Raw genomic sequence first — 14,292 nt, forward strand, 5'->3', positions numbered from 1 at the left:
AAATTACCCTGAAAGTGTATCTTAATACCAGATTAAGATACTGTTACTCACGACGTTAAGATAACAGGCGAGGTTCAATCGTTTTGAGTTTCTTATCAATAATAGGTGATGCTGTATGCGCCAGGGATTGGGATGCATTTTATATGTTTTTTTAATATTACTTTCATGCAAAGCAACCTATTCCAATCCAATCGCCATTACGGCAACCACGTTATCCAGCTCAGAAAAAACATACACAGAATCGTTTTTAGGTGCAATCCAACCGAAAAAAACAACTTTAGTCCAGGCTAAAACACCAGGACAAATCAAAGAAATTTATTTTTACCCCGGTGATGAAGTCAAGAAGAACGAAATTCTATTACAGATTGATAAAACGAATGATCAAATCAAACTTGATATCGCTGAGGAAATGTACAGCAAGGCATTGGTTGCATTCAACACAGAAACGTTTAACTTTAACCGTGCCGAATCACTTTATGCAAATAAAGCAATTCCAGAGAGTGCATTTAAGGCACAAAAACTAGAATATCAATCCGCATTATCGGCCTTGAACAACGCGAAATCTAATCTTGAACTGGCAAAACTGAATCTTTCTTATACAAATGTTGTTTCACCGATTAGCGGTAGGATTTCTGAAAAAAAAGTCCTTGCACATAGCGTTGTTGAAGTAGGAACACCTCTGTATGTCATTACTTCCATTAAAGAATTGATTGCCGTCATTCCAATTCCAGAGTCGCTTCGGAGCAAATTATCACCCGGCCTTATAGTTACTATAATAAATCAGTCCACACATGATAGCATCTCAGCAAAAATCCGAGGGATCGACCCAATAAGCGATGAAAAAAATCATAGCGTGAATGTTTATGTTGATTTTGACAATCCAGGAAACTGGTATCCGGGGAACACAATAAAAGCCACGTTTCGTCTCTCTGTCGAAAAAGGTTTTTCAGTCCCACAGGAGTCTATCGTTTATCATAATGGATTTCCTGAAATATTTGTCATCGATCAAAATAAAGCCAAAGCCATGAAGGTTAAAGCAACCATAATGAAAGGACCCGTGGTCTGGATTCAGGGCCAGTTGAAAAATGGCATGACAATTGCAGTTTCTGGCGCTGCAAATCTTTATGATGGCGCAAAAGTAACGATTGTCAATCAAAACAAAAGACATGAAACTCACTAATTATACACTTCGTTTTCCAGCCATTGTTATCTGCATTTTCTCAGTCATCACTTTGATTGGTCTATTGCTTATACCACAAATGAACATACAGAATTTGCCTAATATTTCCGAACCTTTTTTTACAATTGAAGTGAACGATCAAGGTTTGTCCGCGAATAGCATCGATTATTTAATTACGCAACCAATCCAAAAATGGATACAAAGTATTCCCGATATCAGTTTCGCATCAGGACAATCTTATAATGGATTTTCATTCATTAATGTGGCATTTAAGATTGGAACGGACCTGAACCAAGCCTATTTGAATTTACAAAGAAGGCTAAACGAAATGGAAGATACTTTGCCCAAGAAAGCCTCAAAACCGATTTTAAAGCAGTTAAACGTTGCAGGAGCTCCAGATATTTGGATTTTGGTAGAAAGCATGCATCTGTCACCTATCGAGATATCCAATCTCATTCAGCATGAAATCCTACATGCGTTACGAAGCATCTCAGGCGTTGCAAAAATTGAGGTCATTGGGGAAGTTCCTAATCGAATTATCGTGGATCTTGACCAAAATAAAATGTCGGCTTTAGGCATTCCTTTGGCTTTGGTCTACTCAGCTTTTCAGAAAGAAAACATTTTGCTGCCAGGTGGAGCAGTTGAACATCATAAAAGACAATATTTTTTAAGTCTGGATTTGCAATTGCCCTCATTAAATGCCATTCACTCACTAGTACTGACTGTGCGCGAGGGAAAACCAATTTATCTGCACCAAGTCGCAAACGTTCATCTTCAGCAAAATTCAAGAAAGGAAAAAGCCTATTTCAACATGCATCCTGTTATTGCTTTAGGCGTATTAAGTGAAATCAATGCAAATACCCTGAATGTCATTAAAGCAGTCAAAGAAACAATCAATCAGTTACAAAAAAAATTACCTAATGAGGTGAAACTGGCTACAGCATTTAGTCAGAAAAATGCAATAGAAACAAGCGCCTATAGTTTATTTAACGCGATTATTTTGGCATTGATCTGCTCAAGCATCGTGGTCTATCTTTTTTTAGGCAGCCTTCGTTTGTCAGGTGTTATTATGATGATTGTTCCAATATCTCTTTTGGCTGCCGTCATCGCTATGTTTATCGGCAATTTAAGTTTCAATGTCTTAACTTTATTGATGCTGGTTTTACTGATTTGCATTGTTGTGGATGACGCCATTATTGTCATTGAGAATTACATTTCTGATCTCCATACCAAACCTGAGACATTGGGGATCCCTTTGGTCTGTTTTAGTTTAAACCGGATTTCTTCTTCTATCATTGCTTATACTATCAGCTTGTGCATCATCTTTTTAAGCGCCGTGTTCACACAAGGCCTAGTCAGCATCTTTTTCAAAGATATCTCCATTGTTATGATTTCAGGGGTGGTTGTTTCAGCTGCGGCTTGTCTGACTTTGACTCCGTTATTATGCCAGAGGTTCATTTATAAATTACCGGGTGAGAATTGTTTCACAAGATTATTTAACAACCGATTGCAAATATTCCAATCTTATTATTTAACTTCACTGAGCTTTCTTCAACGGCATAAATTGATTGTTCTGGTTTTCATTGTATGTCTGTTTATCCCTCTTCCTTTTGCATTAGGTAAAATAGATAAAAATTTGTTTCCCACTGATAAGGAATTCACTCATTTGATGATTCAGATCCGAACCCTAGATAATGTTCCCAACTCAACGTTCAATCAGTATTTACTGAGTGCTGAAAAAATCGTAAATGCGCATCCAGGCGTAAGTTACACACTGGCATATACTGATGAAAATATGAAAAACCAGGGGGAGATCATCACTCAGCTTAAGCCAGAGCAGGAAAGACAGGATAGCGCACTTCAGATCATGCAGGATCTGCAAAATCAGCTTGACAGCCATGCTGGTTTTTTAAGTTACGTGCGTTTACCACCCATATTTCCTGGGGCAAAAGAACCACTGCATTTTATTATTACGGGGAAAAAGCATCAAGAACTTCGCCAATTGGAAACTGTTTTAAAAATTCTTTTTCACCAACACCCTGATTTGGGGAAAGTATATTCGAGCAATATCCCGCTACAGCCAAGCTATGAATTAAAGATTGATCGCTATACAGCAGCCAAGGTCGGGTTAACAGCAGAAGAGATTGCGGATGCTGTCTCTTTGTATGGAGGAGATATTCACGCCGGTAAAACCTATTTGGAAAAATATAAAAACGAATATGATATTTACTTATATTCAACGAAGAAAACATTAGATATACCCAAAGATCTGGAAAAAATATATGTCTATAATCGGGCAGGTAAAGCAATCAATTTAACCTCGGTTGCAAGGATTAATGTGGTTGCGAATCCTGATATTTTGCAAAGCTTCAATGGCCAGCCTGCGTTAGAATTTTATTCAACGCCAGAAATAGCGCTTTCCAAGGCCAATGATCTTTTAATGAAAATCATTACCCCCGTTCTTGCGCCTGACCAGGAGCTTCATCTCATTGGGCAATCTAAGCAATTAAAAGAAGATTTCAGTTCTTTAGGAATTGCGATTGTTATCGCAATTTTATTACTGTATGTAGCACTTGTTGCACAGTTTAATTCATTTTCACTCCCCTTTATCCTCTTAATTGCGCAGCCAATCGCCATTGCTTTCGTGATTTACTTGCTTTATTTCACAGGGATTGGTTTAAATATTTTCTCATTAATTGGCTTGTTCCTACTTATAGGAATCAAAACAAAAAATTTCATTTTGCTCATCACTGCAATGAATCATCATGCGAGCTTGTCTAAAGACATCTCAACAGCAGTGATTTCTGCCTGTCGGGAACGTTTTCGTCCCATTATCATGACATCAACCGTAGTAATCCTAACAGTAATGCCTACTTTATTTACACATGGAGTAGATAAAGCAAAAAATGTAGCCTTAGGGGGTACACTGCTGATGGGTATCATCACTTCAACTGTGTTTAGTCTGTTCTTTGTACCATTGACTTTTCCTCTATTTAAAAAAAATAAAAATGAATAAAACTAGAATCTTATACAGTATTTTTCTATATACGTGCCTGGCAGCAGAATCAGGTGCTGCATCATTGGTTGATTATGCTGAACAAAGCTTAAAAAATAATTTGGAATATAAGGCTGCAAGTGAGGCTTTGTTATCTAAAGAAGCGATGGCTAAGGCAGCTTTTGGAAAATGGCTGCCTCATGTAGAATTGCGAATGGGGATGAGTCAAACCAATATATCCTTATCTGATGAAACCAGATTGTTCGGCAGATTTCCGGTTGACTTTAACCCGAGAAGCAATGATCCAAGCAGTCTTGCTGCAATTTTGGCCAAACAAAAAATACTTGATTTTTCCGCCTTCGCCACATTAAACATGGCAAAACTTGAAAAAGAAACCGCTCACTTGTTCTATCAAATGAGTAAACAGAAAACACTTCTTATTGTAACTGATACCTATTTTCAAGCACTTACTGCCAAAAAAAGCATCGAAGCCGCAGAGCTCTATAAAAAACTCACTGAGGAAACCTATCAACAGGCCGTTAAAAATGTGGCGCTGAATATGGCAACACAAGCACAGGTTCTTCGCGCTAAGGCAGCACATCAGGCAGCTGTTTCAAAAATGATGCAAGCAAAACAAAACTATCAGCATTTATTAAAATTGCTCAATCAGCTTGCTCAAACGCAGTCGAAAGATCTAAAACCATTAAAAAAAGATATTCTATTAAATCTTCCCATGCCGCCGTCCAAAACTCATTGGATTAAATTAGCAGGCAAGCATAATTTTGATTTGAAAGCCTATCAGTTAAAACTAAAAATACTGAAAGAAAACCTGAAAGAAATATCTGGTAAACATTGGCCCAAGATAGAAGCGTACGGTGGCTTGGTTGATGGAAAAAATGTATTAGGTGAGGGTCCGGCTGATTTTATTTTATCCGCTATTTTCAAACATAATCAGCTTAAGTATCACGGAACGATTGTTGGAATTAACGCCAGCATGCCTTTATTTGCGGGTGGAGAAATCGGTCACGCAGAGCAGGAAAAGTTTCATGCCTATCAACAGGAAATCCTGAATTTTCAGAGTTTCAGCCAGCAACTCGCTTTAAAAATTGATGAGTATTATGACAATTTAATCCTCGCTCAAACAGAAATTCGCCAAACCGATTTTGCCGTTCTTGCCAACTTGGATGCATTGAAGATCCAAAAATTAGAATTAGAAGCAGGTAAGATTACCCCCGTTCATTACCTGGAAACTGAAAATCATTTTTATGAGAGTTTAATGAAGCAAGCCATGGTTAAACATAAATATATTAAAGATTTGGTTGAACTGTACTATTTGACAGGACAGCTTGATTTGAAAGTTATCTATAAGATAGATAGCTGGTTATCATGAGGCGAAACACCATGCTCCCCAGACAATGTGTCTATGCGTGTATTAACACTTTAATATCTAAAAAAATGCCCTAACCGCTTTTCAGATGCCCGTTGCTCTAACCGCTCAGACGAATCTTGCCTGACTGGAGTAAACAATTGATGATGCTGATAAAGTGAAGGTATTTGTTGCAAAACCACTTCTGCTTCCTGCAATATAGCACCTATGGTTCTATCTTCCTTGAGCCCAATATTAAATCTTGCGTAAAAATCATGAGATATTGCCAACCCATGTTGTATCGCTTGGAAAAACTGTGAAACTGGTCCTCTTAGTGCTGCGATATGATCAAGCACTGGGCCGATGGCTGCCCTTTTAATCAACTGTTTCAGGTTTCTTTTAAATTCAGTCATTAACTTTAAAAACGCTTGTTGCAATTCCACTGCTTTTTGCAATCGTCCATATTGTTTCGCACAAACCAGATTTACAGGACATGAAAGTCGTGATTTCCTCGTATCACGACTCAAATGATATTGAGAGCGGTGAGCGATTCGCAGTAACGAAGTCACCAATAGACTTAGTGCCCGCAATATTTGTTTCAAATCATCCTGACCCAAAGCAAATGCCATACGTTCCAGATTGACTTGCGAGGAATGGCGGGTATCAATACCCAGTATTTGCAATAAACCGTTATCAATTTGCAAAAGCATCACCAACGCATCTTGCGCATCCAGTCGGTACTGCAAGATCAATTGCAATATTTGTGCCCTTCCTGTAATAGAATCATCTGCCCCAACCGAAAATTGATCAACCAATTGTTGCAGAATGGTTTGTGATTCCGCCAGTACTTGGCACGCCTCATCAGTGATCTTAATTAACTTTTCGTACTCCATGCCTATTTCTTCAGTATTCTCAAGATGCAGCAAAAGATATCCTATAATTAAATAATACCTCATGAACAAGGATGTTACATGTTAAGCGTTGACTTATTAAATATTAACCCAGACATCGTTTGTCATCTTATCTTAAGGGCCAGAGAATTTCATGCTAAAGAAGAAGTCTCTTTTCCTGAGCGCACGCCTGAATCAGAATACGAGTACGATTGGTCACAAATTCTTGCTGACCATCAAGATGATCTAACGTATCGTGAAATAAAAAACGCCATCAATTCGCTTCCTTATGAAAAACAGCTTGATCTGCTTGCATTGATGTACTTGGGACGTGAAGACTTTGATGAATGGGATGAGGCACTTAAAGCAGCAATCAATAATTTTCCTGACAATCTAACGGATTATTTGCTCGCTCATCCCTTCATTGCCGCATACTTAGAACAGGCATTGGCTAAATTAGGGTATTCTTGTGATGAGTAATTGTCATAAAATTGTTTACTTGCGCACAATAATATTATTTTCTACCGATTTAACACCTGGAACTTTTTTTGCTAATTCTTCGGCTGTATCACTCTGGCGTATGGTTTTGACATAACCACTAAGATAGACAAGCCCATTGGCTGTTTCGACATGAAAACGAAAAGGAGCAAGTTCTTGATTATTTGCCAACGCTTCATTGACCGAAGCAGTAATTGAGCTATCATTGGGTTGCATATGAAGCATGCCCTCTCCTAGATAGGACTGACAACCCACTAAACATGCAAAAGCAATGGCTATCACCAGGCTAAGATAATTTCGCATTTTTTCTCCTTCTATCTTTTAGAGTCAGGACTTATAATTCATCTAACCAATCATACATGACCGCATTTGCAAATGAAGCATTTCCCACCTGACAATGGGTACTTGCACCCTCAAGATCATTAAATTCATAATAATCTGCATTCAAAGTCTTACAAAATGCATCATATTGCTTACGTGGTTCTCCCCCTTCACCATTGCCGATGAGCGCCAGACAGGGACAGCTAATATTCTTTAGTGCATCGCCAACATTAAATTCTTTTAAATAAACAAATGTATTTTTAAAAGAGCGTCGGCCATAACGGATCATCAACTGTTCCGTACTTGCTTTCATGCCGGGAGGAAATTCTTCCTCAGGAATAGATGGTAAATCGTCTATAGTAAAATCCTGTTCATCCGGTATCTGGCAAGGATCCATATTCGCAAATGAAGCAAGATAAGCATGCACATCTAATACTGGGGAATTAGCCACCAATGCCTTAATTCGCGGCTCATGACTGGCAGCTCGTGTAGCGAAATAACCGCCGATGCTCACACCAAGCAAAGCCAATTTTTGCATATCCACTTCCTGCCGAAATGCAAAATGATCAATAACCCGTTTTACCACTTCTTCAAAATCCGGCTCAAAAAAAGTATCCGAATAGCTCCTAAACACATCCATTTGCCCGGGACCGGCAAAATGAATCACATTATAATTTCGCTCGATGCCAGCGAAACCACGCATAAAAAACTCTTCTTCCATCGTCCCATCAAAACCACTCACGATTAAGAGAGTTTTGCGTTTTTTTCCATCATTTTCTGGAGAAATAAAATAAACAGGAATCTGCATATTCTTGTATGGAATAGCATGGCTTTCAAAGTGTAAATCCATGGTTCCTATCGCTGTAACAAAACAATCGGCAGAATTCAAACCTAATTGCCGATGCTCTTGTGAAGAACATGGTGAATAATATTCTGCAGCTCGAAACGAATTACTTGCCCTAAATAATTGCTGACGGCCACTGACCATGTGATTTTGTACTAAACGCTCCAAACCATCTTTTTTCTGCCATTCTGCCAACTGTCTAAATGCCTGCACCCAATCTTCTGGTTTTCCTTCCCGAATTTGATGAGTAATATTTAAACTTTCGCCAACGGAAGCAGCACCATAAGCCGTAGCACCTAACTGGCGAATTAATTGAAAATCCATCTCAGCATCGTCAAATCCTTTGACCCGAATATTGCCACGACTGATATCATTCATAGGTTCTTTATATCCTTTCTCTTGGATTGTCTAAACTAATTTTTTCGTATTGAACAACCGCTCATCATACCCTGTTATCGCTGCGCGTTAACCAAGCTACAGCATTTCTATCATAATCGTCATCCTCAATCCAGAGATTTCTCTGCAAGGATAATAGACGCATCATCACTGGATGTTTTAAGGATAAAATCAAGTGATTTAACTAAATGTATCATGGCTTGATTATTTGCAAGGATTTCACCCTGCATTGTTTTTAATCCCTTATTTTTTGCTGCCCCCATTAAACACACCATTAAACGTGAGCCAACCCCTTTACCATGCCAAGCATCCGCAACAACCAAAGCAAACTCACAAGATTTCTGATCAGAATTAATAACATATCGAGCAACGCCAATCGTCATTTCTTCTTCATCCTCTTGCACAGCAATTAATGCCATTTCGCGATCGTAATCAATCTGGGTAAATCGCACGAGCATTGCTGGTGTCAATTCCTGTAAATGCTCCATGAAACGAAAATATTTGGATTCAGAAGAAAGATGACGCACGAATTCTTGTTCAATGTTTGCATCTTCAGGCCGGATAGGGCGGATGGTAATGTTTGTACCATCTGCTAATTGCCAATGTGAAATCAAATGCCTGGGATAAGGATGAATGGCCATATGACCATACGGTTCTGATGCAGGCGGCGTATAGTCAACGACAATACGAGCATCCGCTGCTATAACTCCATTCTCATCTGCTATCAGAGGATTAATATCCATTTCTTGTATCTGCGGCAATTCACACACCATTTCGGAAACACGTAGCAATATATTTTCAATGGCATGACGATTCACAGCGGGCATATTTCGTGCCTTTTGCAATAATTTCGAAATTCGAGTTTGATCAATTAATTCACTGGCAATAAATGGATTCAAGGGTGGTAGAGTCACTGACAAATCCTGCATTTCTTCAACAAAAGAACCGCCAGCACCAAAACTAATGACTGGCCCGAATACTGGATCTCGCGATACGCCAATGATTAATTCACGACTATTAGGCTTTTTATACATTTGCTCTATCGTGACGCCTTGTATGCGTGCTTCAGGGCATTTTTGTTTTGCCTGGTCCATCATGTTTTTAAACGCGTCACGGACTGCTTGTGCATTGACGATATTAAGCTGAACCCCGCCAACATCTTGCTTATGAGTAATATCAGGTGACAAGATTTTCATCGCCACGGGAAAACCAAGTGATTCAGCAACAACTAGAGCATCATTAGGAGTACGCGCTTCGATTGCCTGAGTCACGGGAATACCAAAAGCCGTCAAAACCGCTTTAGACTCAAGTAATGTCATTACACGACGCCGTTCAGCTAACACAGAGTCAATAATTAAACCAGCACCTGTCGTATCCTCCTTATTCTTATCTGTGAAAGGCTCAGGAACCTGTAATAATAATTGCTGGTTTCTATAATAATCAATCAAATAGGAAAATGCTTCAATGGCTGCTTCAGGCGTATTAAAACAAGGTATGTGATGTTCAGAAAATAATTTCTTTGCTTTTTTAACCTGACTTTCTCCCATCCAGCAAGCAATAATAGGTTTATGGTTTTTACCAGCGATGGCTATTATTTGTTCTGCCACTTTCTCAGGCTGAGACATCGCGACCGGCACTAAGATAATGACGATACCATCAACTTCCGGATCGTTTAGGCAAGCTTTAACAACCTCTTGATACCGTTCGGGGGTTGCATCCCCCAGGATATCGACAGGATTAGCATGCGACCAATGGCTGGGAAGAATTTGATTAAGACGATCGCAAGTCTCTTTGCTTAATTCCGCTAAGGGAATCATTAATTCTCCTAAACGATCAGCAGCCATCACACCAGCCCCGCCACCATTTGTAATAATGGCTAGACGTCTACCGTCTACCTTATAATTGCTGGCCAGCATTTGTGCTGCAGAAAAGAGTTGCTCAATAGACATCACTCTGATGGCGCCAGCTCTTTGTATAGCAGCATGAAACACCTCATCCCTGCCAACGATAGCGCCAGTATGGGATAAAGCCGCTCGTGAGCCTTGTTGAAAACGTCCTCCTTTAACAACCACCACAGGCTTCATTCTTGCAGCTACTCTTAAGCTGCTTAAAAAGTGGCGTGCATGCCTTATTCCTTCGATGTACAATAAAATACTATAGGTATTAGAATCTAAAGCTAAATAATCCAACACATCACTAAAATCAACCTCTGCAGCATTCCCTAAAGACACCACTGCAGAAAACCCTACTCGGTGCTCTTTTGCCCAATCCAATATGGCCGCACAAATTGCTCCAGATTGTGAAACTAACGCCAGATTTCCAGCCGACGCACCGACATTATTAAACGTTGCATTCATTTTAATGGGCGGCGACATCATGCCTAAACAATTTGGGCCTATTATTCGCACGCCATGCTGCTGACCAGCAGAAATCATTTTTTCTTCCAGTGCTTTTCCCTCTTTACCTGTTTCACTAAATCCGGCAGACAGAACAATAGCAAAACGTATTCCTTTCATGCCACATTCAGCAATGATGTCAGGCACGGCAGAAGCAGGCGTGGCAATGACCGCCAAATCAACTTTCTCTTTCAAGTCCTTCAATGAAGGAAAACAAGGTTTCCCTTGAATAGAATTATGCTTTGGATTAACCGCATACAGTGGTCCTGCAAATCCATCCTTTAATAAATTGCTGAATAATTTCATTCCCACTGAATGTTCACGCTCACTGGCGCCGATTACCACAATGGAATGAGGTTTAAAAAATCCGCTTAGATCATGTGAATTCATGGCGTCCCTGCTAAAAACGATTTGCTGCTATTATAGCATTAAGGAATGTACAGTCAGTGAGTTTAAATACCTTTTCTTAACCTGTGCTTCTTCATTTGACATAAGGAAATGACATGCATCCTCTTGCAATTATTGTGAACAATCAAGCTAAAAACCTTTCCACCCTACCTGCTTACTTGGAAGAGCTTACCAACCATCATTTGGTCTATGAACTGTTTGAAGTTATGCCGGAAAGATTAGACTATACGATTGAGCAATGCAAAAAAAACCATCCTGTCTTGTTAATAGGCGGAGGAGACGGCACCATCCGCAGCGCCGCTCAACTTTGCGCTAATACGAGCACTCTTCTTGCTGTTTTGCCGCTAGGAACCATGAATCATTTGGCCAAGGAACTGGCATTGCCAACCGACCCAAAAACGTTAGTGCAGGCAATTTTGCAGAAACATACCGTAACCATCGATCTCGGAGAAGTCAATGATTTGATTTTTCTTAATAATGCCTCACTTGGTTTTTACCCTATTTTTACCAGAGAACGTGATTACTTTAACAAATTTTATAATAAATGGTTAAGCTATCTCCCTGGATTAATTCAGAGCATAAAAAAACATGATCCTCTTTCCCTAACCATCCAATATGAAAACAAGCAACTGTCCATCAATACTGCTTTTTTAATGATAAGTAACAACGTATATTGCTATCAATTTCCTATGGCATTAAAAAGAATAAGTTTTAAGCAGGCAATGCTAGGAATTTATTACATTAAACAAAAAAAATTACACGTCCTCAAAACTCTCTGGTTGGCTTTTAGCAAGAAAAATCATTTTGATATCAAAAAATCCAATACCCCCATCGAAGTACACATCGATGATCGAAAACAGATAATCATCGCCTTAGACGGTGAACGTAAAACAGTGAGCACACCACTTTTTTTTAGATCTCGACCCCATGCATTAACTTTTATAAGGCATTCACTATGAAAATCGTTCATATCTCGGATTTACATTTTGGAATGCATCACGACTCTATTATCAATGCTTTTTTAGCCGATATGACAAATATTAATCCAACCATAACCATCATATCAGGTGATTTAACGCAACGGGCAAAATCAGAACAATATAAACAAGTTCAGGCTTTTATAAAAAAACTGTCTGGATTGGTTTTGACCGTTCCCGGCAATCATGATATTCCTTTATGGAATATTTTCTCACGCCTATTTCATCCCTTTGCATTATACAGAACGCACGTTCATGCAGAGCTTGATGCAGCGTTTGAAAATGAGGAAGTGCGACTGTTAGGCGTAAACAGTGTTATGCCTTACCGAATTAAAAGCGGACAACTGGCATCCGAAACGCTAACCTATATAAACAACTATTTTGCCCATCCATTTTATGGATTAAATATTCTTTTCTTTCATCACAATTTTGATTATATGGAAGGCATGCATAAGCCTTTAAAAAACTATTATCAATTTTTAACGTATTTAAAAAGCAGCAATATTCATATTGTATGCACTGGCCATTTACATTATGCCAATGCAAGCATCCTGGAAAAAAATAATCATCAACCCTGCTTGGTGTTGCATGCTGGCTCTTTGTGCTGTCAACGCAGTAAAGATGGCTTAAACAGCTATTACGTTATTGAAATTGAACATGGGCATGGCAAAATAAATTGGCGGGTTTTTAATGACTCAACATTTAAAACAATGACTACCCATGACATCAATTTTTTCAAATGTTATTCAGATTTAAATCATTCAGTTCATAACAAATAGTTAAATGCTGTTTCTACTTCCAGACAACACATCACTCAAAGCATGGATACACTTGTAATCTGCTTGGCGTGTTCATTCTGCATAAACAACGTCTGGGTTGGGAAAGCACATTCAGCATGATTCGCAGCGATAATACGAAGAATTTTCATGAACACATCATGCTGCACAGTTTGGAATTTTACCCAATTTGTTGTTTTCGTGAATGTATATACCATAAAATTTAAAGAAGAAGGTCCGAATTCAATAAAATTAACAATCATGGTCTGCGTGGTATCAATTTCTGGATGCTCCAATAACATATGCTTAATCTGATGGGTAATAGCATCCATTTTATCGGCATCCTGGTATCGAATACCGATGGTGGTTTTAATACGTCTATTTAACATACGGGATGGATTTTCCACACTAATCGTCAGAAATAAACCATTCGGAACGTATAAAGGTCTTTTATCAAATGTCCGAATCCTTGTAACCCGCCAACCAATAAACTCCACAACCCCCTCAATTTGTTTATCGGGCGAACGAATCCAGTCGCCAACTTTAAATGGCCTATCCAGATAGATGACCAAACTGCCAAAGAAATTGGCGAGCAAATCCTTGGATGCAAACGCGATGGCTGCGCCACCTAAGCCACCAAAAGCCAAAAGCCCTGAAATAGGCAGGCCAAAAATCTGCATCGCCACCAAAATGGCGGTAATTGCAACTGAAATCGTTAAAAGCTGGCTCAAGGCATGTACGAGTGTTTTATCGATTTCTTTGCTGTTTTCTATGCAAAAGCGAATGTAGAGCTCTTCTGTGTTATGAATAAAACGGATAGCACACCAGCTTACAGCAAAGATTATTCCAATCTTTTTAATCTCTGGCAGGTATTGAAAAATGGTCAGATTGGGATTATGAGCGAAAACAACACTGGTTGCGATGGATAATCCTGTGAGCCAAATGAGGAATACCACCGGTGCATTTACAGCCTTCAATAACGCTTCATCATAAATAATTTTGGTTTTTTCAGATTTTTCGGCTAAACGGTTTAGTATGCGAGAAATAACCATATGCAGTAAAGCAGTCATAAATACCACAAAAAAAATGTGGAAAATCCAGGCATGTTCTTCTAACAGGCGGTGAACATCAGACATAAAATATTGTCTCAATTAAAACAAAAAGAGTAATGATCATACCTTATTTTACTGGCCATGCGAATTCTATGAGCAAAATGATCGGCGCAAAATAATACCGTCATGAGTT

At 39.0% G+C, this 14,292-nt stretch carries 11 protein-coding genes; 6 read left to right on the forward strand and 5 right to left on the reverse strand.

The features are described 5' to 3' along the window. The first annotated feature begins 115 nt into the window (after positions 1-115). The 3 genes from E1O52_RS09150 to E1O52_RS09160 are packed head-to-tail and all read left to right on the forward strand — an operon-like array spanning position 116 to position 5,565. Positions 116-1,180: an efflux RND transporter periplasmic adaptor subunit gene (locus E1O52_RS09150; protein ID WP_133128408.1), complete on the forward strand. Its 1,065-nt coding sequence runs from the start codon at positions 116-118 to the stop codon at positions 1,178-1,180. Further along, complete coding sequence (locus E1O52_RS09155) at positions 1,167-4,196, forward strand: efflux RND transporter permease subunit (RefSeq protein WP_133128409.1); 3,030 nt, start codon at positions 1,167-1,169, stop codon at positions 4,194-4,196. The genes E1O52_RS09150 and E1O52_RS09155 overlap by 14 nt, the downstream gene beginning before the upstream one ends. Continuing rightward, positions 4,189-5,565, forward strand: a complete 1,377-nt coding sequence (locus E1O52_RS09160) for a TolC family protein (RefSeq protein WP_133128410.1) — start codon at positions 4,189-4,191, stop codon at positions 5,563-5,565. Before E1O52_RS09155 ends, E1O52_RS09160 begins: the two co-directional genes overlap by 8 nt. Before the next feature lie 50 nt (positions 5,566-5,615). On the opposite strand, the gene E1O52_RS09165 is transcribed toward E1O52_RS09160, so the two are convergent. Further along, positions 5,616-6,467, reverse strand: a complete 852-nt coding sequence (locus E1O52_RS09165) for a hypothetical protein (RefSeq protein ID WP_133128411.1) — start codon at positions 6,465-6,467, stop codon at positions 5,616-5,618. Positions 6,468-6,512: 45 nt separating this feature from the next. On the opposite strand from E1O52_RS09165, the gene E1O52_RS09170 reads away from it, so the two are divergent. Continuing rightward, complete coding sequence (locus E1O52_RS09170) at positions 6,513-6,911, forward strand: DUF3775 domain-containing protein (protein ID WP_133128412.1); 399 nt, start codon at positions 6,513-6,515, stop codon at positions 6,909-6,911. Positions 6,912-6,926: 15 nt separating this feature from the next. On the opposite strand, the gene E1O52_RS09175 is transcribed toward E1O52_RS09170, so the two are convergent. From E1O52_RS09175 to E1O52_RS09185, 3 genes are all read right to left on the reverse strand, one after another. Then, positions 6,927-7,232, reverse strand: a complete 306-nt coding sequence (locus E1O52_RS09175) for a BON domain-containing protein (protein ID WP_133128413.1) — start codon at positions 7,230-7,232, stop codon at positions 6,927-6,929. A gap of 31 nt (positions 7,233-7,263) precedes the next feature. Continuing rightward, positions 7,264-8,472 (reverse strand): alpha/beta hydrolase family protein, encoded by a 1,209-nt coding sequence (locus E1O52_RS09180; RefSeq protein ID WP_133128414.1) that lies wholly within the window; start codon positions 8,470-8,472, stop codon positions 7,264-7,266. 125 nt (positions 8,473-8,597) lie between these two features. Then, a complete protein-coding gene (locus tag E1O52_RS09185) occupies positions 8,598-11,276 on the reverse strand; it encodes a bifunctional acetate--CoA ligase family protein/GNAT family N-acetyltransferase (RefSeq protein WP_133128415.1) in 2,679 nt (892 codons plus the stop codon). Between the two features lie 113 nt (positions 11,277-11,389). Between E1O52_RS09185 and E1O52_RS09190 the strand changes: the two genes are divergently transcribed. Both E1O52_RS09190 and E1O52_RS09195 read left to right on the forward strand, forming a co-directional pair. Then, complete coding sequence (locus E1O52_RS09190; protein ID WP_133128416.1) at positions 11,390-12,253, forward strand: diacylglycerol/lipid kinase family protein; 864 nt, start codon at positions 11,390-11,392, stop codon at positions 12,251-12,253. Further along, a complete protein-coding gene (locus E1O52_RS09195; RefSeq protein ID WP_133128417.1) occupies positions 12,250-13,050 on the forward strand; it encodes a metallophosphoesterase family protein in 801 nt (266 codons plus the stop codon). The genes E1O52_RS09190 and E1O52_RS09195 overlap by 4 nt, the downstream gene beginning before the upstream one ends. A 35-nt stretch (positions 13,051-13,085) precedes the next feature. Here the strand turns inward: E1O52_RS09195 and E1O52_RS09200 are convergent, their stop codons facing one another. Next, positions 13,086-14,183 carry a mechanosensitive ion channel family protein gene (locus E1O52_RS09200; protein ID WP_133128418.1) on the reverse strand — a complete coding sequence of 366 codons (1,098 nt, stop codon included), beginning with the start codon at positions 14,181-14,183 and terminating at the stop codon, positions 13,086-13,088. Positions 14,184-14,292 lie beyond the last annotated feature (109 nt).

The organism is Legionella nagasakiensis, assembly GCF_900639915.1.
Lineage (GTDB): Bacteria > Pseudomonadota > Gammaproteobacteria > Legionellales > Legionellaceae > Legionella_A > Legionella_A nagasakiensis.

Bases quoted from the DNA above. Each gene is read 5' to 3' on its own strand.
- E1O52_RS09150 (WP_133128408.1), top strand. From the start codon at position 116: ATGCGCCAGGGATTGGGATGCATTTTATATGTTTTTTTAATATTACTT.
- E1O52_RS09155 (WP_133128409.1), top strand. From the start codon at position 1,167: ATGAAACTCACTAATTATACACTTCGTTTTCCAGCCATTGTTATCTGC.
- E1O52_RS09160 (WP_133128410.1), top strand. From the start codon at position 4,189: ATGAATAAAACTAGAATCTTATACAGTATTTTTCTATATACGTGCCTG.
- E1O52_RS09170 (WP_133128412.1), top strand. From the start codon at position 6,513: ATGTTAAGCGTTGACTTATTAAATATTAACCCAGACATCGTTTGTCAT.
- E1O52_RS09175 (WP_133128413.1), bottom strand. From the start codon at position 7,232: ATGCGAAATTATCTTAGCCTGGTGATAGCCATTGCTTTTGCATGTTTA.
- E1O52_RS09180 (WP_133128414.1), bottom strand. From the start codon at position 8,472: ATGAATGATATCAGTCGTGGCAATATTCGGGTCAAAGGATTTGACGAT.
- E1O52_RS09185 (WP_133128415.1), bottom strand. From the start codon at position 11,276: ATGAATTCACATGATCTAAGCGGATTTTTTAAACCTCATTCCATTGTG.
- E1O52_RS09190 (WP_133128416.1), top strand. From the start codon at position 11,390: ATGCATCCTCTTGCAATTATTGTGAACAATCAAGCTAAAAACCTTTCC.
- E1O52_RS09195 (WP_133128417.1), top strand. From the start codon at position 12,250: ATGAAAATCGTTCATATCTCGGATTTACATTTTGGAATGCATCACGAC.
- E1O52_RS09200 (WP_133128418.1), bottom strand. From the start codon at position 14,183: ATGTCTGATGTTCACCGCCTGTTAGAAGAACATGCCTGGATTTTCCAC.